Origin of the sequence: Pandoraea fibrosis (assembly GCF_000807775.2) — a bacterium.
Classification (GTDB): domain Bacteria; phylum Pseudomonadota; class Gammaproteobacteria; order Burkholderiales; family Burkholderiaceae; genus Pandoraea; species Pandoraea fibrosis.
Genome location: NZ_CP047385.1, coordinates 4782541 through 4804793 on the forward strand (window position 1 = coordinate 4782541; position 22253 = coordinate 4804793).

Below are 22253 nucleotides of genomic sequence, written 5' to 3' on the forward strand. Positions count from 1 at the left end.
CCCGTGCGTTCAGAACGCGTGAATCCAGCGCAACCCCATCTGGAAGCCGGAGTACGTGTTGCGCTCGCTGACCGGCAGATAGATGTTCATGAAAACGAAATTCTTGTTGTCGACCGTCCATTGCGCGCCAGGGCCGATCGACAGGTTCGTCGTGCGAAATCCCGTCTGGGGACGGCCGTCGACGGTGTCATCGGTGATCTGGCGAAACCAGAAGCCGTTGATCCCCACGTTCAGATTCGGCAGCACCTTGTACGACGCCGTGAAGTTGACCCATACCGCTTGCCCCGCACGGAATCGATCGATCACGAACGGGTTCGGCTGGGAAAACTGTGGACCGTCCGACAGATTCACGCCCGGATTGTGGTTGGAGAAGTTGTACAGATAGTGCAGACGCAGCGAAATCTCCGTTTTCGCCGTCGGCAGGAACGTCATGGCCCAATGAGGGTTCAACGACCAGAATCCCGAACTCGGGTTCGCCAACTTGCTCGGGTTGTACGCACCGGTCGGCGCGATCACGTCAAACTCGAAACGCTGCGAGAACACCGGACGGCCACCACTGATGACAGGCGCCATCTGCAAGTACGGCCCGAAAATAATGTCGCCGACGCCCGAGCGTGCCGTCAGTTGCTGCATGCTCCCCGCGTCGGAGCTGCCGTGCATCGACATCACCGGCAACAGCACGGTAAATCCGAGCGCCCCGCCGAACACGCGGATCGGCGACGTGTAGGCGATCTGAGGGAGCCAGAGGAATGACGTCAGTTTTGGATTCCTGAAGGTCCCCGGTTTGTTGCCGTTGTTGTCGTAGAACTTGTCGTTATTCTTGAACTGCAGAAGCTGGACCGTGGCCCACCCCGGCTCGAGCCCCCCGAACCCGTCGTGAAACGACGATGCACCGAGATTCAGCCCCCCGGGCTGGTAGGTCGACGCACGCACCATGCCGGGAACCGCGGCGCACGTCAGCATTGCCGCCAGACCAATGGCACGCAAGCTGCCATTGAAGGTATTCGATTTCATGAAGTCTCCGTCTCATTATCAATATAATTAGTACTACTACCTACACAACAAAAACCGAACTACCCGATCCAGCAGCTCCCCCCCGCCCCCCCCTCCAGGGGCCAGGGTTTTGCGGGCAATGCCCGCGCCTGCCTACACGACTTCGTTCCGGATCGGATGACGCAGCGTACCGACACCTCCGACTTCCACCTCCAGCACGCCGCCATCCTTCATCCATAACGGCGGAACCCGCTTGCCGCCCACACCGCCTGGCGTGCCGGTCGCAATGACATCGCCCGGTTCCAGTTCGGTAAAGGTGGACAGGTATGCAATCATTTCCGGAATGCTGAAGATCAATAGATCGGTGCTCGTGCGCTGCACTTCGACGCCATTCAATCGGGTCACCAGACTGATATTGGCCCCATCGGCAATCTCGTCGCGCGTCACCATCCAGGGACCGAAACCGCCCGTGCCGTAGAAGTTCTTGCCCGGCGTCCATTGCTGCGTGTGACGCTGCCAGTCGCGGATGGTCCCGTCGCAGTAGGCCGAGTAGCCAGCAACATGCTCCCAGGCATCTTCCACGTCAATACGCCTCCCGCGCTTGCCGATGACCACGGCAATCTCGCCCTCGAAGTCCAGTTGCTCCGACTCGGGCGGACGCAGGATCGGCTGTCCGTGGCCGACTTGCGAGTTCGCGAATCTGCCGAACACCATCGGCCTTGCGCTAACGTCTCGTCCCGTTTCGATGCGGTGATCGTGATAAGCGATTCCGATACAGAAAATCTTCGGCGGATTCGGAATCACCGGCTCGAATACGACGTCCTCGAACTTCAATGTCGGTTCGGCGTTCCGGATCAGTTCGGCAACATGCGGCAACGCACCGGCAGAGAGCATGTCGCGCAAGGTCGGCCAACTATTGCCGCTCAGTGCGCGTACGTCGATGATCCCCTGCTCGCTCGCCACGCCCCAGCTTGAGCGGCCTCCATGGGAAAAGCTCATCAGTTTCATCGTTATCCTTTCAGGGTTCTCAGGAATTCCGCGATCGCGAATTCGGCGATCTGCGCGTCGACGTGCGGCGGTGCCCCCGCCACGCCCACTGCCCCGACACACTGGTCGTCGACAAACACCGGCACGCCGCCTTCCAGCGGGGTGTGGGGCATCGTGACCATGGAGAAGCGCCCTTCGTTCAGCGGCTTTTCGAAGAACGTCGTCGGATGACCGCCTTCCGCAGCGCTGCGCGCCTTATCAAACGCACCTTCCGCGCTCATCAGCGGCGCCCTATCCATGCGCGCCGCCGCCTGCATATACGTTGTTATGTCGACGACGACGATCGACACGGGAAATCCGCGTTCGGCGGCATAGGCGCGCGCATATTCAACCAGCGCCTGCGCATCGCCCAAGCCCAACGACGGTTTATTCAGCATGCTTTTCCTCCCCGGCGCCTTCGACTTCTTCAAAGAAGCTCTCGACCACGCGGTTGTAGTGTTCGGGTTCCTCGAAATACGACGAGTGTCCCGATTCCGTGAATGTGTAAGCACGTGCCCCAGGGATGCAGCTCGCCGCGACGAGGTGCGTCTGTCCGCCGATCAGTCGGTTCTGGACGCCGCCCATGACCAACGTGGGCAGGCGATACCCTGCGAAATGCTCGGGCATGAGGCGAAGCGCTTCGTCCGTGATGGTGGAAAGGTCGACCTTCTGGTTCCTGCGGGCGAGCATCTGATACAGCGCAATCAGGTCGGGGCGCTCGGCGACGAACCGCTCGCTGAATCCAAGGTCTTGGGGCGGCACCGCCTCCCCCGCCGCCACGCGGCGAAACCGCTCCGATACCTGCTCAAGCACCTTGTGATGAGGTCCGTACGCGGGCGTCGGTGACCCCGAGAGCACAAGGCCCGTGAATCGCTCGGGCTCCCGTACGGCCAGCGGCAGGCCGGACCAGGCACCCATCGACTGGCAAACGACGGCCGCAGGTTCGTGGGCTTCGACGTCCATCAGACGCGCAAGGTCTTCACTGAACAAGCGCGGATGGAACGTGGCGGCATCGCAAATCGAACCGCCAAAGCCGCGCATGTCCAGACAGATCACCCTTCGACTGCGTTGAAAGTGCGCCACCTGCTGAAAAAACACGATCGAGTTCGCGCCCGCGCCGTGAACGAAGATCATCGGCGGGCCGCCGCCCACCACGTCGTAGCGTAGGCGCGCGCCCGGTACATCGAGAAACGGCATCGTGAAATCCTCAGGCCAGCGGGCCGGTAAAGGGCGGGTCATACCAGGCGCATCCGCCATGCACGATGGTGTCTGGCCAGTTGTCCGGCGCTGCGGGGAACACCGTCGGACGTGGCGCGTCGCCATTGCGCTCGACACGATCCATGCCGTAGAAGATATGAATCGCGAGTTGATCGGGCCCCTGTACCCAGAAGCCGTAATGCACGCCCGGAGACAACTCCGCGGGCAACGCCAGAATCTTTACGCCCGGTTGGCTCTGCAGGAACCGGCGCGCGTCGAGCAATTGCTGATAACTGGCGACGGCAAAGCCGTAGGCCGCGGCGAAATCAAAGCGCTCGCGCAACGCACGCGGATAAAGTGCCAGCGTGTGATGCTCGTCGTCCGCACGCAGGAATACGCACTCGTGCCCCTGAACGGTCAGGCGCTCACTCACCGTCAGACCCAGTGTGTCGCGATAGAAGCCAAGCGAGGCTTCCATATTCGAGACGTACAAACTGATTCGGGCGAGACGGGTCAGCTTGAACGGTTGCGGCATCCATACGCCTTCGACGTCGTAAGCGGCGTCGCGACGCTCGAGGTTCCTGTAGCCGTCCAGCGAGTCGCCACGGTCGAGTGCTGTGTCGACCTCCTGGTACTCGGCTATCTGAGGCAACGGCGGCGTCGAATGAAACGCGCGGTCGTACATCGACTTCGGCTTGCTGCGCCCATCCCAGCCGATCTGCTCCATGCCGTAGTAGATCTCGTTGATGTAGCCATCCGGGTCGTACGCGTACGCGTGCCAGTTCGATCCCGGGGCATCGCGCCCCACGCGGCGAAGGTGCGCGTTCTTCTCCAGAAAGCTCGTTCCCTCGACCACCTCGCGTAGACTGCCGACCTGCCACGAGATCTGCCCCACGATTGCCCCCTTTCGCGCGGGTTCGCGTGTGTCGATCATGTTCTGGCTGCCGATGACCAGCGTGTGATGATCAGCCCCGCAGCGCAGGAACCAACCGGTCGCATCCTTTTTCGGCAAACTCGGGACACGTGAGGTGAAATCGTCTTCGTCGCTGATGGCCAGTCCCAGCGACCGTGACAGGAATGCCGCAGTCGCGTCGACATCCGGCGAATGAAAACCGAAGTGCCCGATGCGTCGGATGCGGAAAGGTTGATTCTGCTTAAGGCCGCCAACGTTGTAGGTCATGCTCCCTCCCGATCAGTGAATGCCATGGCCGTGACGCTCGCAGCCGCCGATGCGTCAAGCCCCTTGCTGTGAAGACGCTCCGCGAGCTCCGAAATCAGGTCGTTGAGTTCGCTGGCCTTCACTGCACCGAACAGATAAAAGTCGGGACGAACCAGCGCCACATCGGCGTCGAGCTGATCGAGAAACGACAGGTAGACGCCTTCGGTGTCGTCAAACGCATGCCTGGAAGCCACGTCGTCGAAAACGCCTAGCGTGCAGCCCAGGCGGTCGAGTACCTTGCGCGCATAGCTGCTCAGATCGTTTGCCGGATCCTTGCGGCACCAGAGTTGGAAGCCGCTGCCGAGGAACTCGTCGCCCAGCGCCTCGACGCCATCGCGGTGCAGGCGGCCCTGCGGTGTGAACAGTCCCGCGCCATTGGCGACGTTGCCATCGGCGTCGTGGTGAAGCACTCCGGTGACTAGGCCCGGCAGTTCCGGCGGAAGCGCTTCCTTCTGTCCGCGCATTCCCGCGTCGCGCTTTGCCGCATGCGCCGGATCCATGATGTTCACAACGCGCGACAGACGGTCCGAAGCCATCGCGATCGTCCTCATATGCGGTTCGCGCTCAGGTCCGTATGTGTCAAGCAGCGCAGCGTCGCTGCGACCGGTCAGCACCTCGACAAGCTTCCAGCCGAGATTTCGGCCGTCGCGCATCGCCGAACACCCGCCTTGCCCCATGTACGGCGGCATGGTGTGCGCGGCATCGCCACCGAGGAAAACACGGCCCTTGCGCCACTGGGAGATGATTCGGGTGTGATAGTGATAGACCACGTGACGCATGATCTTGATGTCGTCTTCGCCCAAACCGTAGGGCTCTCCTCCGAGAAACGCCCAGGCTGCCTCGGGCTTTACCATCGCTTCATCGGTCTCGCCCTCCATGACCCGGAATTCAAGACGAAGCCGGCGTTTGCCGATCGGCATGAACATATGCGGGCGCTGCGGATCCATGTAGATCCGCAATTCCTTGAATCGCTCGGGAAGTTCACGCAGGATGTCCGCGTCGAAGTTCAGCCAGCGCTCGTGCAGGTTGAAATCGCGAATCGGGATTTCCATGGCGGATCGCACAAAGCTGCGGGCACCGTCCGTACCGACCAGATACTTCGCGCGGATCACGCGAGCCTCTGAAGGGCTTTGTGCGCCGTCACGTGAGAACGGCTCGATGCTAAGCGCAACCTGTTCATCCGTTTGCACAATCGCTTTGGCTTCCCAACCACGCAACAGCTCGACGTTAGGCATCGTTGCCACCTTGTCGGCAACTGCGCGTTCAAAGTCAGGTTGGAAGATCGACACGCGCGACGGCCATCCACCCAGCTTGCCCGGGTAATTGACGACCATCAGGTGGTCCCCTGCCGCGTCGACGAAATAGGCCTGCGGCAGATCCACTGCATCGTCAAAAGCCTCGTCGATGCCGATACCCGTCGCCTGAACCACGCGGCATGCCTCGCCGTCGAGCGAGGTCAGGCGCGGAAGCGGATATGGCTGCGGCCAACGCTCGACCACGATCACGCGCACGCCTGCGGCACCCAGTGTGGATGCCAGGACTTCGCCCCCCGGCCCGTAGCCGACGATCGCAACGTCGTACAGATCCTTCGCACCTGCATTGCGCGCCGCCTGAACGCCGGTAGCTGTCTCCAGTCTTTGACTCACTTCTCTTCACCCTTTTGACGTGTTGATGGGCAAAGAATATTTAGCTAATAAATTTTGATCAAAATGGTTGGCAATATCATCGTCATTCGTCGAAATGATGATGGTGGCGCGCGTCTTCAAGTTTCATACATCGATGGGTTTCACGAACACGCGACTGCGAATGTCGACCCTAAAACGACGAAGCAGATGAACCCGCTTTCTGGCTCATCTGCTTCATTGGGCATTCGACTGAATACTGCGCTATCGTCAAACGAATTTCGTGAAATGCGAGGCGTGACGTCACGCCTCTTCGATCACCGTGTTGCGAAGCAGGCCGACGCCTTCGATCTCGATTTCGCAGACGTCTCCCGCGCTTCATCCACACTTGCGGGTTACGGGCCAGACCGACGCCCGATGCCGTCCCAGCTAGAGTGATGCAAGCCGGGATGCGTCCTTGCTCGTCTCGCATGTCCACCTCGTTATCCCTCGCTGCGATATACCAGGTTGCGCAAGACATTGGTGTGTGGGGCGGTTGTCGCCTGACATTGCTTCATTTTTCTCCACCCATTTTTAAATGTGTTGATGGGCAGAGAATATTTAGTTAACAATCATTGATCAAAGTGGTCAGCAATATGATCATCATTAATCAAAATGATAACGATGGAGACATGCAGTGACTGCACAACACGGAGTTGGGGATTCCCCGCACGCGGCCAAGGTCGACCTTGCGCGCATGAGGCTTGACCTCAACCTCATGAGAGTTTTCGACGTCGTGATGATCGAGCGTCATGTCACGCGCGCTGCCGAGCAGCTCGACATGACGCAGTCGGCCGTAAGCAATGCACTGAATCGTCTGCGTGATCTTTTTAAAGACCAGTTGTTCGTAAAAGCCGTACGCGGCGTGAATCCGACGCCCAGAGCCGTGGCGCTGTGGCCCGCGATTCATCAGTCGATCGAGGATATCTACAACACCGTCATACCGGCGGAATTCGATGCCCCGCACACGTCGCAGCGATTTCGCCTGTCGATGGTCGACCTATGCGCATCGTTGCTCCTGCCGCGTCTCTACAGAAACATGCATCCGATCGCACCCGACGCCAGCATCTTCGTCATGCCTAACGAGCCGGCAATTTCCGGCCCCAAACTCATGCGCGGGGAAATCGACTTCATTGTGAGTGTTTCGCCGCCCAGAGCGGCCGTCCTGCAATCGATGCCGCTATGGTCTGAGTCGTACGTGATCGTCGCGCGCAGCAATCATCCTTTGCTCAAGCAACCGCTTTCCCTCGCGCAGTTTTGCGAGGCCCCACAACTCGCCGTGAATCTCGCGGGAGAAGACGACCATCCGAGCGCCATCGACGACGCACTAGCTAATCGCGGGTTGGTGCGCAACGTTCAGATTACGGTCAATCAGTTCTCGGTGGCGACGTCCATTCTGCTCGACTCCGATCTGATCGCTGCCCTGCCGGCACGCTTCGCTATCACCGCGCGTGCGCGCGAGCAGATCGACATCTGCTCGATGCCGTTCTCCGTGCCCGATGTGGTCATGTACCTGAGTTGGCATCAGCGCAGCAATACCATTGCCGCACAACAGTGGTTCAAGCAGCAGCTCATTCACGCGGCGACGTTGCTCAATCTGAGCGTGGACGAGCATGCTGAGGAATTGCGTCCGCGCAACATGATGCCGGTCGATTGATCGATACGGGCAAGCCCGGGACAGAGATCTACGTGAAGTCACATTGGCGCGGTGTGGTCGAACCCAACCGCGTGACGCAGAAGGCATCGTAAGTTCGGGAATATTAGACAAATGTCGAATATTCGAAGCGTACAGACGAAAAAAATGCCCGCTAGATTAGCGGGCACTTCTTTGCAAAGCCAGATGCTTGGCGGAGAGGGTGTCTTTCTAACTGCATTCCAAAAAATTCCAACAAGATCCACACACCCCCTTATTTCAAAGGGCTTTCCGTGGTTTTCCATCCCCTATCGTCCGACATGTTCCAGATAAATCCAGCGACAATTTGATAGTCATTTTGATAGTCGACGAGGTAAACTGGCAACATGGCAAACGCAATCAACAAACTTAGCGCGCTTCAGGTCAATCGACTGTCGGAGCCTGGACTGTACGGCGACGGAGCCGGCCTTTACTTGCAGATCACTAAGGGCGGAGTGAAATCTTGGCTGTTCCGATACATGAGGAGCGGCCGAGCGCGCGGCATGGGTCTCGGCTCGGTGCACACAGTCAGTCTGTCGGAAGCCCGCATCAAGGCCCTCGAAGTCCGCAAGCAGCTTCTCGAGGGAATCGATCCGCTCGACGCGAAGCAACAAGAGCAGGCGCTAGTCAAGGCCAGTGCAGTTAAGGCAACCACGTTTGACGAATGCTCTGCAGCCTACATTGACGCTCATTCGAGTGGCTGGAAAAACGCGAAGCACGCTGATCAGTGGCGCAATACGCTCGCGACCTACGCTTCCCCTCATTTTGGGTCCCTGCCAATCACTGAACTCGACACCGACCTAGTCATGAAGGCACTCGAGCCGATTTGGGCCTCAAAGACCGAAACTGCCTCGCGCGTTCGTGGCCGGATCGAATCTGTACTCGACTGGGCTACCGTACGTGGCCATCGCACCGGCGAGAATCCTGCAAGATGGAAAGGCCACTTGGACCATCTGCTTCCCAATCGCTCCAAAGTTCAAGCAGTGGTTCACCACGCAGCGCTACCTTATGCGGACGCCCCCAAATTCATGACGCAGCTTCGGACCATCGACACGATGGCCGCGAAGGCGTTGGAGCTACTGATCTTGACGGCCACGCGGACCAGCGAAGTCATCGAAGCGCGTTGGGACGAGTTCGACCTCGCAACTGCCATTTGGCGAATCCCAGCGGAACGAATGAAGGCCGGAAAGGAGCACCGCATCCCGCTGTCACCATCCGCAGTGACGTTGTTGAAACATATGCAGGCCATTAAGCAGAACGAGTTCGTTTTTCCGGGCCAGCGCAAAAATAGGCCGCTGTCCAATATGGCTCTCCTCCAGCTGCTGAAGCGCATGGACCGGTCAGGTCTCACTGCGCACGGGTTCCGCTCCACGTTTCGCGATTGGGTCGGAGAAACCACGCACTACCCACGTGAAGTGGCGGAGGCCGCACTGGCACACCTACTGAAGGACAAGGCAGAAGCAGCCTACGCCCGCGGTGACTTGTTTGAGAAACGGGCATCCATGATGTCCGACTGGGCCATATATCTTAGTCAGTAAATTGGGGGATTTTGTATGTGAACTCATCCACACGTCATGACGGGAAGCGCCGTGCCAAAGGGATACGGCAACTTCCGTTCAGACAAGAAATCAAGCAGCGAGCGCTGCGTGGGGTCGCTTCAGCACGTCAAGCGCCTCAGCCCCTCTTGCAATGGGGCGGCCGACTTGTCTTGCCAATTCCACCGCAGCCTCCACCGTCTGAGCGTTCGTCAGGGTGGTACAGCCAGCCGTGTCTTCCACGCCAACGCGCAAATGCCCCCCCAGTTCAAGGGCATATCGCGCCAGGGGAAGATCAAGCAACGCGCCGCCCTGCACGCTGACACACCACGGCATGTCGACATCTGCCAGCATGCCCAGGTACGTGTCGAGGCTTTCCGGGGTCGGCGCAAGACCGAAGGTCACGCCAGGCACTCGATCCTGGCCCATCAGATAATCACCGCCGAAATACAGCTTGATGATCGATCCGGCCGGGAACTTCCCGGCACGAGCATAGGCTCGAATCCATCGCAAATTGCCCGGCTCATACACCCCTATCGAGATGGGCACGCCCACCTTACGCCCGAAAGCCACCATCGCGTCCGATTCCGCATAGGTCGCCCCCCCTGTGACGGAGGCCGACGGCAAACCTTCCGCATCCATTTGACCGAAAAGCGTGAAACCAGGATCCAGCGCGAACATTCTGAGCACACCCGCGTCGTACATCGGCTGTAGCAGCGCGTCAGGCTGATAACGTCGGCCAATCGCACGATCGGAATCACGACCGGCAATATAGTCGGGATAGATCAATGCCGAAGGATAGGCGTCAAGAATTCCTCGTCCGATATCGACAATCTGCTGGGTTGCCTCCTCTCGCGACAGTCGAAAATCATGATGATGATGAATGACGGCCGCGCCGGCCGCCAGACAGGCCTTCGCCTCGGCAATCGTAACGTCGGCAGGTTGCAGAGGTGCCCCCTTGCGAAGCGGGGTCACCGCAGCCTCGATCACCACCGGCGCGCCATAATGCTTCTCACTATTGGCCATGATATGGGTAGCTCCTGAATCGGGTGTTGGTGTAAATGACATCATTGGTTGGCGCACAAATCTTTGCGTCGAACGTCAACCGGCCAATCTCTCGGTGACGGGATCAAGCCCCAATACGCACCGCGCCTGATCGGGTGTGGCGACCGGACGGCCGACGGACTGTGCCAGGGCCACCGCGACTTCCACCATCTCTCGGTTGGTCATATCCGAGCGCCCGGCCGCGTCCTCGATTCCCACCCGCAAATGCCCACCAAGCTGCAACGCGTGACGGGCGATAGGTGTGTCCAGAAGCGCATCGCCCATCACGCCCACGCTCCAGGGCAACCCGGTACCCTCGAGCATTGAGACATAGGCATCGAGCGCGGCCGTGGTCGGAGGCAACCCAAAGTTGAGCGCACGCTTGCCAATCTTGATGAGGCTGTACTCGCCACCGAAGTAGAGTTTGATCATTGAACCGACCGGCAGCGCGCCAATGGCATGCTGCGCGAGCGCCCAGCGCAGATTGAACGGCTCCGACACCCCCACGGTCAACGGCGCCTTGCAGTCGTTGGCCGCACGCAGCGTGGCGTTGGCATCGTCAAACGTGAAGCGAACTTTGTTGGACCCCATCGGCGCGCCCGCGTCGTCCAACTGTCCTGAGAATGCGCCACCGGGATCCACCGGGCAGAAATCCATCACGCCCGCATGGGTCAGCGGCGCAAAATGGGCAATCCATTCGCCAACCACGTTACCGCTGAGAAAATCCGGGTACAGCATGGCTTGCGGATGCGCCGCCTTCACGGCACGGCCCATGGTGAGCATTTCATCAATCGACGCCGCGCTGTCAAAGCGCATATCGTGATGGTGATGAATGATGGCGGCCCCCGCTGCGATGCATGCCTTCGACTCGTTGATCATGCCGTGCACATCCCACACGGGCGCCATTGCGCGGTACGGACAGATGGCAGCCTCAATGACCACGGGACGGTCTTGCAAGGCCACAGTTGAGCTCACGGGCATCGGTGTCTCCTAAACCATTCGAAGTGTTTTGAAATGCGCCTGGATTAAGGAGCTCGCGTGCCGAAGCGCCGCCCGCAAGCCCGGGCGGACAATGCAAAGGTAACGGCGGCCAGCACCAATGAAACGCCCCCACCGGTCATCATCGCCAATCGCAACGATTGCGAGCCACCATAAAAGTCGCTTAACCAGCCGACTGCGAACGGGCCCACGCCATAGCCCACAAAGTTGGACACGATCTGAAGCGTTGCCGAGGTCGTCCCTCGCATTTGCGGTGCCGTGATACCCAGCATCGTGCCGAACGCCGCCGGGAAGACCACGAAAATGCAGAACATCGTCAGACACAGTGCGCCCAATGCCGCGTACTCGGAGGTGCTCCACAACCCGCACATCGCCAGCAGCACTGCCACGAGACAAGCTGCGGCCGAGAGATCCATACGGCGGCGAACGGCCGTATTGGCGAGGCGATCGCTCAGGAATCCCCCGGCCAGAGAACCGAGAGAACTAAATAAACCCCCTGCGATCGCGGCTGAAAAACCGGCTTCCTTCAGGCTGAATCCATGAAAACGCATCATGTAAGACGGTAACCAAGCCGCGATGGTCGACACTCCTCCTGCCGCAAAACACACCCCCAGCAACAGGTTTCGCATCGCCGGGTTGGCAAAAGCGTGACGCAACACATCCCAAATGCCGGCAGATTCGCGCTTGACGCCCCCCATCGTTGGGTCATTCGCACCACGCACCGGATGGCGCACGGTGAGCAGCGTGATAAGTGCCAGCAGCACACCGGGGACACCCGCGACCATCATGGCAGCCCGCCAACCGTAGTGTGCCGACACAAAACCGCCGATCAGGAAACTCGCAAGCGCGCCGATACCCGTTGCCAGGAAAAAATAGCCGACCGCCGTGGAACGCTTGTTCGGGGGAAACAGATCGCCAATCAATGACATGGACGTCGGCGATCCTCCCGCCTCTGCGGCACCGACACCCATTCGAGTCAGCAGAAGATGATGAAAGGACTGCGCAAAGCCCGCCAACACCGTCATGCCGCTCCAAATGAACACTAGCCCCGCGAGCAGGCGCACCCGATTCACCCGATCGACCAGCAGCCCGATCGGGATTCCTGCCAGCGCAAATGTCGCGCCGTATGCCAGGCCTGTCAAAAGACCAATCTGACTGTCATGAAGGCCGAACTCGGCACGCACCGGCTCCACGATGATCGAGATCATGGTGCGATCGAGGAAATGGCACGCATTGATCAACGTCATGATCGCCAATGCATACCAACTGGCTCGTGCCACCTTGCTCGCGACCGTCGAACCCGGCTTGAGCGCATCGGCCGGCACGGTATTGCCATGATCGGTACCGGAACTTGCTGTGAGTGAATCTGGTGTCGACATGAACATGTCTCCATAGTCCCAAGCCCGGCACCGGGACGAACGAATCCCCGGCAAGCATGCCGTGCAAGGCTCCGTCGCACCGACGGGTGAAGTCGAAGGGGGCGCAATAGGTGTGCAGGTCATGAGACCTGCACACCCTGCGTTCAAACTAGCGCTTGATCAGTACGATGTCGGATTTTTCGCGATCCCATGTGCCTGGCGTGACGCCCTGATCGCGCAACTCGTACTTCTGCACCTTGCCAACCGGACTGCGCGGCAACGCCGTCCGGAACTCGATGTAACGCGGCACGGCGTAATAAGGGAGTTGGTCGATCGCCCAGCGACAGAGGGCCTCTTCAGTCAGTTGAGCCCCGTCGCGCAAGACAATTGTCACCTTGAGCTCGTCCTCACCGAGTGTGTCGAGCACGGCATGGGCCGCCACATCTTCGATCGCCTCATGAGCTCGAAACGCATTCTCAACTTCGAAGCTCGAGATGTTTTCTCCGCGACGACGCAAATAATCCTTCTTCCGATCAACGAAGAAGAAATAGCCCTCCTCGTCGAACCTGCCAATGTCACCGGTGTGAAACCACAGGTTCTTCATCACCTTGAGGGTCTCTTCCGGACGACGCCAGTAGCCGTCAAACATGATGTTCGGCATGCGCGGGCGCACGATCAGCTCGCCCGGCGTATTCGCCGGCAGCTCGTTCTCGTTCTCGTCGACGATACGCACGTCGAACCACTCATTACGCATGCCCGAACTGCCGGGCTTGGCGGGCGTGCCGAATGGCAGCACCGTCATCAGCGAACACTCCGTCAGGCCAAAACACCCCGATGCGGTATAGCGCAAGCCGAAACGATCTTTCCAGACCTGCTGGATCTCTGCCGGAAACGGTGCCCCCCAGGCGGCGTTGAGCTGTCCCTTGCAACGCTTCATCGCCTCATTGTCCGGAGCGTTGGCCAGCATCGGGAACATGGCCCCGAGAATGGAGACCTCCGTGGCCTTCGTTCGCTCGATTTCCGGCCAGAAATTCGACACGGAGAAACGCGGATACAGGGAGACTCGTGCGCCGACAATCAGATTGACCATGACCGTCGAGCAAATCGAGTTCATGTGGAACAACGGCAACGGCGTCCATGTATGGGTTTCGCTATTGCGGTTGGTCATCTTCAGCATTTGCTGGCAGAAGACGTAGGTGTAATTGTGGCTGAGCATGCACCCCTTCGACGGCCCGGTGGTGCCACCGGTATACACCAGCATCGCCAGATCCGTGGGCTTGACCACCACGTCCTGATCGGTCTTGTCGTCGGAAACGATCTCCGCCCAGGGCAGCACATCGGCACGCAGTTGCCCCAGCGACGGCTTCGCTCCCCGATAGACCAGCGTGCGCAACGACGGTAGACGATCGGCCACCGCAGCCACTCGTTCAGCATAGTCGTGCTCGGCCAGCACGACCGCGGCGTCGGCATCACTGAGTTGATGACGCAAGAACTCCCCTTTCAGCGCGGTGTTGACCGGCACGCTGATGGCGCCCAACTTGTTGATGGCCAACCAGATGAACACTGCGTCGGGAGAGGTATCAAGGATCGTGACGACGGTATCACCGTGCTTGACGCCCAAGGCTTTCAACCCGTTTGCCAAACGGCAGGCATGATCGTTGACGTCAATAAACGAATACTCGTCGCCGAGAAATTCAAGGAACATTCGATCGCCGTAGGTGTGCACGGCACGACGTAATACATCGTTCACCGTCCCTTGTTCCGTCGGCTTCCAGGTTTCAGCGCAGACTGCGTTCATTGTGGCGAACTCCTCCAGATAGTTCGTTGGAGCAAGCGCCAGTGCATCAGTGCACCTGTGTATGCCGCCTACTCCGTGTCTCCCGCATTCAACCTTTCTCATCAGGTTGTATGCAGCGATCATGCCATAAATTTCAAATAAATGAAATTATGTCAGTTTTTAAAGGGGATTTTCGCCCCGTCAGTGTTTTACGAGGCGAAATACCTGTACTTCTTTAGGTAGAACGAATCCAGACGGCCTTGACGGCCATGAACTCATCGATGTGATCCACCCCGCCTTCGCGGCCGAACCCGCTCATCTTGTAGCCACCAAACGGCACCGCGGCGTCCATGAGTTGATAGCAGTTGACCCAGACCGACCCCGCGCGCAAGCCTTGTGACACCCGCTGGGCAGTGTTCAGATTCGTGGTCCACACGCCACTCCCCAGGCCATATTGGGTCGCATTGCCGCGAGCGATCACTTCCTCGACGGAGTCGAATGGCATCGCCGCCACCACGGGGCCGAAAATCTCCTCCCGCGCGATGCGCATGCTTTCATCCACGCCACAAAAGACCGTTGGCTTGACGAAGTAACCGTTGGCCAGGTCTCCTTCGGTCGCTTGTTCCCCACCCGCGGCAACACGCGCGCCCTGCTCGCGCCCCGAGTCGAGGTAACCGAGAACGCGGTCGAGTTGTTCTTTCGAGACCACCGGCCCCAAGTGCGTTGCGGGATCCATCGGGTCGCCCAGGCGGAGCTGGCTTGCATAGCCGGCGACACGCTCGACAAACTCGTCATGAATCTTGCGCTCTACGTACAACCTCGATCCGGCACTGCAGATTTGCCCGGAATTCGCGAAAATTGCCATCGCAGCACCGGGCACGGCCAGATCGAGGTCGGCATCGGCAAATACGATATTGGGCGACTTGCCCCCCAACTCGAGCGTCACGCGCTTCACGTTGCCGGCAGACGCCCGGAGAATTTTCTGACCGACTTCCGTCGATCCGGTAAACGTAATCTTGTCGACATCCGGATGCTCGGCCAACGCCGCGCCCGCCTCACCAAAACCGGTGATGACGTTCACGACACCCGGCGGAATTCCGGCCTCTAGACACAATTCGCCAAGTCGCAACGAGGATAGCGGTGCCTGTTCAGCCGGTTTGAGTACGACCGTGCATCCTGCCGCGAGAGCGGGCGCCACTTTCCACAACGCCATGAACAGCGGACCGTTCCACGGAATGATCGCCCCGACCACGCCGAGGGGCTCCTTGACCGTATAGGACGCGATGTTGCCGGGCTGCGAGTTCTCGATGGTCCGTCCATGCGTGGCCGTCGCCAGTCCCGCGTAATACCGCAGCGTCGTGAGCGCTCGCTCGCGACGGCGCGGCAGGCTGGAGATCGGGCCGCCCATGTCGAGTACGTCGAGCACACCGATCTCATCGAAGTCCTGCTCGATCAGGTCCGCCAGACGCAACAGCACACGTTGCCGATCCACCGGCTTGAACTGTTTCCATGGCCCTTCGAACGCGCGGCGCGCGGCAGCTACCGCCAGATCGACGTCGGCCGCATCCCCATGCGCCACGGTAGCAAGGACTTTCCCGTTGTAAGGATTGATCGTATCGAAGGTGCGGCCCGATTGAGCCTCGACCCACTTGCCGTCAATCAGCAGTTGCTTCTGCTTGCCATCCAGAAAAGGAGTGCGTGTCATGATGTTTTTCGTCCTTAGATTGCCGTATAGCCGCCGTCGACCGTGAGTTCGCTTCCGGTCATGTAGCAAGAGGCGTCGCTCGCCAGAAAGCCAATGCAGCCGGCAATGTCGCTGGTCACCCCCATGCGGCCAAGCGGGATAATCCGTTCCATATTCGCGCGTGCCTGCTCAAGCGAGATGACATTCCCGGCAGCATCCTTGGGCGGGTCCCAATCGGCGCTCAGGTTGGTGAGAATCGCCCCCGGATGGATCGTATTGACTCGGATGCCGGCGCGCGCGAATTCAAACGCCACGGCCTTGGACATCAGACGGATCGCCCCTTTCGACGCGCTATAGGCGGCAAACGTCGGGCCGGCCACCTGACCGAACACCGATGCCACATTGATGATCGACGGCAATGCCCCCTTGTCACGAGCGGTGCGCTGCATCAGGGGCAGCGAGGTCTGCATGCCGATAAACACGCTTTCGACATTGACGCGCTGCTGGTGCCGAAAATCGTCCAGCGAGGTCTCCAGAAAGCCTCGCTTGAGCATGATGCCGGCGTTATTCACCAGCACGTCGAGCCGCTGTGACTGGCTGCCGACACGCTCGATCGTCGCGGCCCAGGCCTGCGCATCCGTGACATCGTGGGCCAGGGCGACCCCAGGCGTAGGCAACGTTTCCACCAGGGCTTTGACGCCCGGTTCGTCGCGATCGGTGGCATAAACGGTTGCGCCAAGGTGAGAGAGCACAAGTGTCGTCTCGCGACCGATGCCGGATGCTGCGCCAGTGACCAGCGCAACGCGCCCGGTCAGGTCGAACAAATTTTTCATGAGTTGTTTTCCACGGTGATGAGTGTGATCGGCGCTCGCTTGGGATGACCCCACAGCGTCATTCGTTGGTAACGGAGCGCAACGCACCTGTGATATCCGTCCGGCGTGTGTCATCCACGACGGGGGCATCGGATTGCGATACCCCCTTGGCGGAAACCCTCGGCAGCAGGAAGTGTGAGAGTGCGGGAATCAGCATGAGCGCGCCGATCATGTTCCACAGGAACATGAAGGTGAGCAAAATGCCCATGTCGGCCTGGAACTTGATGGGAGACCAGACCCAAGTCACCACCCCGGCAGCCATGGTCACGCCTACCAGTCCGACAATCTTCCCGGTGAAGTCGAGCGAGCCACGATAGGCGTCGCGCAACGAGGCTCCCTGACGCTGCAAGTCCAGTTGGATACTCAACAAGTACAGCGCATAGTCCACGCCTACGCCTACGCCGACCGCAATCACCGGCAGGACAGCCACCTTGATACCGATGTGCAGCCACACCATCAGCGCCTCGCACAGAATCGAGGTCAGCATCAATGGAATGATGGCGACGAGCGTTGCACGCCAACTGCGGAAGGTCAGCAGACATAGCAGGATCACAGCGCCGTACAGCACGAAGTGCATCGTCCAGAAGCTCTTCTTCACCACAATATTGGTGACCGCCTCAATGCCGGCGTTACCCGCGGCCAGTTGAAACGCGCGCTTGGGGGTGTCGTGAGTCGCGGAGAATGCTTCCACGGCGTCCATGACCCGGGTTAATGTGCCTGCCTTGTGATCGGTCAGATAGGCGACAAGGGGCGTCACCGCACAAGTCCGGTCGGCCAGATCGGGACGGTCTCCCTGAAAGATGGCGAACGCTTGTGAGCGATTCGTCGTATTGCGCGAGATCGTCTGCCATTTCGGGTTGCCCTCGAACAGGCTCGAGGTGCCACGCCGAACGCCATCCGCAATCGACAAGGTGGTCTGAACCCCGTCGAGTTGGCGCAGTGCGGCCCCCAGACGATCGATCTCCACTACGTTGTCGTAAGCAAAGCACTCGCCCGGCGGCGTCTTCATCATGACCACAAATTGGTCGTTCGCCAGCCCGTAGTGAGCCGTCAGGAATGCAGAGTCGCGGTTGTAACGCGATTCCGCACGTAGCTCGGGCGCCCCCGGACTCAGATCACCGATGGCGATATGTTTGCGCACCGACAATGCCGTGCCCGCCAGCGCTACAGCGATCGCGATCATGATGATGGCATTGCGGCGCTCGGTCAGACCGACCAGGCGATGGCGAATCCACGCCGCCGCGCCGCCGCCAACGGATGCGTCGACCCGGATACTGCGGCGCGCGGCCCGCTCGCTCACACCGGTATAGGACAACAGCACCGGTATCAGAACCAGCTTGGTGAAAATCAGGACAGTGACACCGATACTGGTCGTCAGCGCCATATCGCGAATCACCGGAATATCGATGATCATCAGGACGGCAAAACCGACGATATTCGTGAGGAGTGCCGTCAGTCCGGCCATGAACAAACGTCGGAAGGTGTAGCGCGCAGCCACATACTTGTGAGTACCGCGTCCGACGTCCTGCATGATGCCGTTCATCTTCTGTGCGCCATGGGACAGGCCGATGGCGAAGATGAGAAAAGGCACCAGAATCGAATACGGATCCAGCACGAAGCCAAAGAGCTGCATGATGCCGAGCAGCCAAACCACGCCCAGCGCCGCGCTCGCCACCAACAGCAAGGTACTGCGCCAGCACCGCGTGTACAGGAACACGAACACGGCGGCAATCAGAATGGACACCGCGAAATACGCCATTACCGCGTAGAGGCCGTCGATCAGATCCCCGACCAACTTGGCGAATCCGACAATGTGAATGCGATACGGCCCGCCCTCCTGAGCGCGAATCTGCTTCTCCAATTGACGGGAGAATGCCGCGTAGTCCAGGGGTTTTCCGCTTTCCGGATCTTTCTCGATCAGCGGCACCACGATCATGGACGACTTCAGATCGTCGGCGACGAAGCTGCCGATGATGCCCGCCCTTGCGATATTCGCCTGAAGCTGACGTATTGCGGCAGGACTACCGTCCCACCGATCAGGCATGACAGGACCACCTCGGTAGCCCTCCTCGGTGATCTCGGTCCAGCGCAAACTCGTCGTCCAGAGGCTGCGCATCCACGCGCGATCAACTCCCGGCATCAGGAAAACCGTATCGTTGATCTTTTGAAGGCGCTCCAGGTAGGCCTTGTCGAAGATGTCGCCGTCGGTGGTCTCAAGCACGATACGCAAGGAGTTACCCATACCGCGCAGCGTGTCCCGATTCTCGAAGTAATGCTTGATGTAGGGGTGCGAGCTCGGAATCATCTTCTCGAAGCTCGCGTTGACCGGCAGGCGCGTCGCATGCCAACCGAGGAATGTGGTCATGACCACGCAGACCAGCACCATCAAGGCCCGATGGTTGAAAATGAAGCGTTCGAGCCATGACCCGCTGTTGCGATCAAATTGTGCCGGGTCCGTAATGACCGGAAGATCCGCGACCCGGGGGGACATTGCCATTGCTGTGCTCCGAAAACTAGACCGCTCAATAACAGGGACGCTACTTCAGTGGTACTTGTTGCACGCCACTTAAGCCGGCGACGACGGCGGTATGCGCATCGACCTGGGTCACGGCGGTCAACACGCCCGGCCGTGGCACCCGAATCGATCGAAAATGCTCGCCCGCGTCGTCCGATACCAAAAGATTGCCGTTCTGACTGACCATCAACACTCTCGCCGCGCCGATACCAACGGCCCCCGTAATCGAGGAGCCCTGCCCGGTTTCGAGCTTTTGCCAGCTTCGGCCTGCATCGCTTGAGCGATATGCCGTGCCGCGTAGTCCCGAAGCGATGATCTGTTTGCCCACCGACGCCAAGCTGAAGAAACTGCCCATGTAGCCAGTCTCGACAGCGATGAACTTGCCCTTATCGCGATCGAGACGGAATACCAGGCCCTTTTCCGAGGCGATGAAAATGTCCTGGCCAACGCCATGAATCGCATTCAAGTGCAGCAAAGTGCCGTAATCCAGACGCTCAACCCAGGACTGCCAGGTCTTGCCACCATCGGTGGTCGCCAGAAGCGTGCCGAACGAGCCGCACACAATGCCGTTACGTTCATCGGCAAACCACAAGTCGAGCAACCCCTGTTCGGGCCCACTCTCGTAGTTCAGCTTCATTTCACCGAGCAAGCGTTGAGCGTTGGCGTCGCCCGCATCGGCCAATTGCTGGAAATGGCGGATGAACATCTCCCCAGCCTGGCGACCATCGAACTGTTTGATCCAGGATTCGCCACCGTCCTCACTGTGAAGAATTACGCCGTCGTGACCGACCGCCCAACCCTTCGTAGGCGAGACGAACTGCACCGCAAGCAGATCCGACGATACGGGTGCCGCACGCTGTACCCACGTCGCACCGTTATCGTCAGACGTGACGATCAGGCCCCGAATACCCACGGCGACCAACCGCTTGCCCGCGTGGGCGACACCATTGACCTGAGTGGTCGTGGTCAGGCGAGTCGCTGACGCGGGCACATCCAGCGAGTCACGCGCTGCGTCACTCACCGCCCAAGCGGGCGCGCCGATCATGAAAGCAGCCAAGACTGCCAAAACCTGCTTTTGCACTTCCCTGCTCCTTGCCAGAACGACCGGCTCCGGGATTGACCCCACTCCGACGAACGCCGGGGCGGCCGGAGGCGGCCAACCTGCGCCGCCTCCGTCTGCACATCAACGCACCCCGGCGCCCGCCAACGCGTCTGGGAGAAAGCGGTTCTGAGGGAACTTGTCGATCGTTATCACGCCGTACTGATCCGGTCGCCCCTGCGGTTTCGTCTGGAAGCCATAAATCCCGCGGCTCATGTCATACAAGATGAAACCCAGCGTACGGGGACCTGGCTTTTCATACTCCTGGATCAGCGGCAAGTGCATCAGGTGGTGAACTTTGCCGGAATGGTCGAGCGCGTAGTACACGGGCGACATCCAGCTGTCCTCGTCGATCAGGAAGACCTTCTTCTGCTGAATATGGCGCTCGCCCGGCTTGAGCGTACCCTCCACCATCCACACGCGGTGCAGCTCCCAGCGCATGACCGCAGGATTCTCGTGGTCCTTGGCCATGGCCTCCTCGATCGGTGCCGCAAGCGCTTTGTAGTTGTTGTATGGCAGGTAGACTTCCTTCTTGCCAACCAGCTTGAAGTCATACTTGTCCATTCGGCCGTCCCAACCGTTGATCTCGTCGAAGATCAGCAGGCCACCCGAGGTCGTCGAGACCGTGTCGTATGTGAATTCCGGCGCACGTCTGACACGGCGCTGCCCCGGAACGTAGCTCCAGGCCACGTCTTCATGCAGATCCTGACGCAGGTAGGTCGTGCGCAACTGTGCCAGCCCGGCTTGCGAAGCCGGCTCCTTGCTCCAGGCAAGCAGATTGCGATACGGGCGGTCTTCGGGCACCGTTGTCAGGGTGTTGTCCCAATAGAGATTTTGGGTATCGGCGATCTGGTAGGACGCGCGCGTGAAAGTGCCCGAGGCGTCCATCAACCCGGCATCGAGACCGAAGCGGAAATTGGTCGGCTCCCACTTGAGCACCATGTTCCACATCACCTCATAGCCATTCTTGGGAATGGGAAACGGAATCTGCGCGTGTGCGCCGGTGATACCCGGCGCCGAGCCGATCAGCTTCGGATTCATGATCCGCTTGGCCGTGTTCTCGTAGACCCACTTCGGCATGCACGCCGTGCGATGCGAAGGGTACACGTCCATGACATAGGTGTTCGGATAGCGCTTGAACAGCTCCTTCGTACCCGCATCCACCTTGTCGGCGTATTGACTGAGATTGGCGGCAGTGATGCGGTACAGCGGCTTCTCATTGGCGAACGGATCGACGTATGGTGCACCGCCGGCGGCCGCGCCCATCTTCGGCTTGTACCCGGCAGGCGGCGTACAGATCCCACCGTCCCAGGCGGGAATCGTTCCGTCCTTGTTGCCGGCCTTCTCAGCGCCCACCGGCGTCAGCGTGGTCCCCAATTGCTTCGCCTCTTCAGGCGTCGGGGTTGCCATGACATGCCCGCCGATGAGAATTCCGCTGGCGATGGCAATGCAATGCCTCCAGTAATGCATGAGTGTCTCCTGCTTATATTTTGTGGCGAAATTTAAGACACGTTTGCCGTACTCATCACTGAATCGACATCGCATCCAAGAAACTGATACACCATCATTTTTTCAAAGAATATCCAATCTCCAAACACGTGT

The 22253-nt window shown here is 59.6% G+C and carries 17 protein-coding genes; 2 read left to right on the top strand and 15 right to left on the bottom strand.

Features of this window, described 5'->3' with window-relative positions:
* Window positions 1-9: 9 nt before the first annotated feature.
* The 6 genes from PI93_RS21065 to PI93_RS21090 form a co-directional block, all read right to left on the bottom strand.
* Window positions 10-1014: a SphA family protein gene (locus PI93_RS21065; RefSeq protein ID WP_039365141.1), complete on the bottom strand. Its 1005-nt coding sequence runs from the start codon at window positions 1012-1014 to the stop codon at window positions 10-12.
* Between the two features lie 132 nt (window positions 1015-1146).
* Window positions 1147-2001, bottom strand: coding sequence for a fumarylacetoacetate hydrolase family protein (locus PI93_RS21070; protein ID WP_039365140.1), 855 nt, complete (start codon window positions 1999-2001; stop codon window positions 1147-1149).
* A gap of 2 nt (window positions 2002-2003) precedes the next feature.
* The gene (locus PI93_RS21075; protein WP_144400233.1) at window positions 2004-2450 is read right to left on the bottom strand and encodes a GlcG/HbpS family heme-binding protein; all 447 of its coding nucleotides are present in this window, start codon (window positions 2448-2450) and stop codon (window positions 2004-2006) included.
* On the bottom strand, window positions 2407-3258 hold the full coding sequence (locus PI93_RS21080) for an alpha/beta fold hydrolase (protein ID WP_236109273.1): 852 nt from the start codon (window positions 3256-3258) through the stop codon (window positions 2407-2409). The genes PI93_RS21075 and PI93_RS21080 overlap by 44 nt, the downstream gene beginning before the upstream one ends.
* Window positions 3227-4396: a VOC family protein gene (locus tag PI93_RS21085; RefSeq protein WP_052240294.1), complete on the bottom strand. Its 1170-nt coding sequence runs from the start codon at window positions 4394-4396 to the stop codon at window positions 3227-3229. Before PI93_RS21085 ends, PI93_RS21080 begins: the two co-directional genes overlap by 32 nt.
* Window positions 4393-6081 (bottom strand): bifunctional 3-(3-hydroxy-phenyl)propionate/3-hydroxycinnamic acid hydroxylase, encoded by a 1689-nt coding sequence (locus PI93_RS21090; protein WP_052240293.1) that lies wholly within the window; start codon window positions 6079-6081, stop codon window positions 4393-4395. The genes PI93_RS21085 and PI93_RS21090 overlap by 4 nt, the downstream gene beginning before the upstream one ends.
* Before the next feature lie 733 nt (window positions 6082-6814).
* Here PI93_RS21090 and PI93_RS21095 point away from each other — a divergent pair.
* Window positions 6815-7753 (top strand): LysR family transcriptional regulator, encoded by a 939-nt coding sequence (locus PI93_RS21095; RefSeq protein WP_158453263.1) that lies wholly within the window; start codon window positions 6815-6817, stop codon window positions 7751-7753.
* A gap of 362 nt (window positions 7754-8115) precedes the next feature.
* The gene (locus PI93_RS21100) at window positions 8116-9306 is read left to right on the top strand and encodes a tyrosine-type recombinase/integrase (RefSeq protein ID WP_039365134.1); all 1191 of its coding nucleotides are present in this window, start codon (window positions 8116-8118) and stop codon (window positions 9304-9306) included.
* Window positions 9307-9396: 90 nt separating this feature from the next.
* Here the strand turns inward: PI93_RS21100 and PI93_RS21105 are convergent, their stop codons facing one another.
* The 9 genes from PI93_RS21105 to PI93_RS21145 form a co-directional block, all read right to left on the bottom strand.
* Entirely contained in the window at window positions 9397-10329 is a 933-nt protein-coding gene (locus PI93_RS21105) for a 3-keto-5-aminohexanoate cleavage protein (protein WP_039365130.1), read from the bottom strand.
* 75 nt (window positions 10330-10404) lie between these two features.
* Complete coding sequence (locus PI93_RS21110; protein WP_039365278.1) at window positions 10405-11322, bottom strand: 3-keto-5-aminohexanoate cleavage protein; 918 nt, start codon at window positions 11320-11322, stop codon at window positions 10405-10407.
* A gap of 50 nt (window positions 11323-11372) precedes the next feature.
* Window positions 11373-12731: a spinster family MFS transporter gene (locus PI93_RS21115; RefSeq protein WP_039365128.1), complete on the bottom strand. Its 1359-nt coding sequence runs from the start codon at window positions 12729-12731 to the stop codon at window positions 11373-11375.
* Window positions 12732-12873: 142 nt separating this feature from the next.
* A complete protein-coding gene (locus PI93_RS21120) occupies window positions 12874-14625 on the bottom strand; it encodes an AMP-binding protein (RefSeq protein ID WP_231606173.1) in 1752 nt (583 codons plus the stop codon).
* Between the two features lie 91 nt (window positions 14626-14716).
* The gene (locus tag PI93_RS21125; protein WP_039365123.1) at window positions 14717-16186 is read right to left on the bottom strand and encodes an aldehyde dehydrogenase family protein; all 1470 of its coding nucleotides are present in this window, start codon (window positions 16184-16186) and stop codon (window positions 14717-14719) included.
* A gap of 14 nt (window positions 16187-16200) precedes the next feature.
* Window positions 16201-16998, bottom strand: a complete 798-nt coding sequence (locus tag PI93_RS21130) for an SDR family NAD(P)-dependent oxidoreductase (protein ID WP_039365121.1) — start codon at window positions 16996-16998, stop codon at window positions 16201-16203.
* Between the two features lie 58 nt (window positions 16999-17056).
* Window positions 17057-19534: an efflux RND transporter permease subunit gene (locus PI93_RS21135; RefSeq protein WP_039365119.1), complete on the bottom strand. Its 2478-nt coding sequence runs from the start codon at window positions 19532-19534 to the stop codon at window positions 17057-17059.
* Between the two features lie 40 nt (window positions 19535-19574).
* Window positions 19575-20633, bottom strand: coding sequence for a WD40/YVTN/BNR-like repeat-containing protein (locus PI93_RS21140; protein ID WP_039365116.1), 1059 nt, complete (start codon window positions 20631-20633; stop codon window positions 19575-19577).
* 102 nt (window positions 20634-20735) lie between these two features.
* Window positions 20736-22121 (bottom strand): DUF1329 domain-containing protein, encoded by a 1386-nt coding sequence (locus PI93_RS21145; protein WP_039365113.1) that lies wholly within the window; start codon window positions 22119-22121, stop codon window positions 20736-20738.
* Window positions 22122-22253 lie beyond the last annotated feature (132 nt).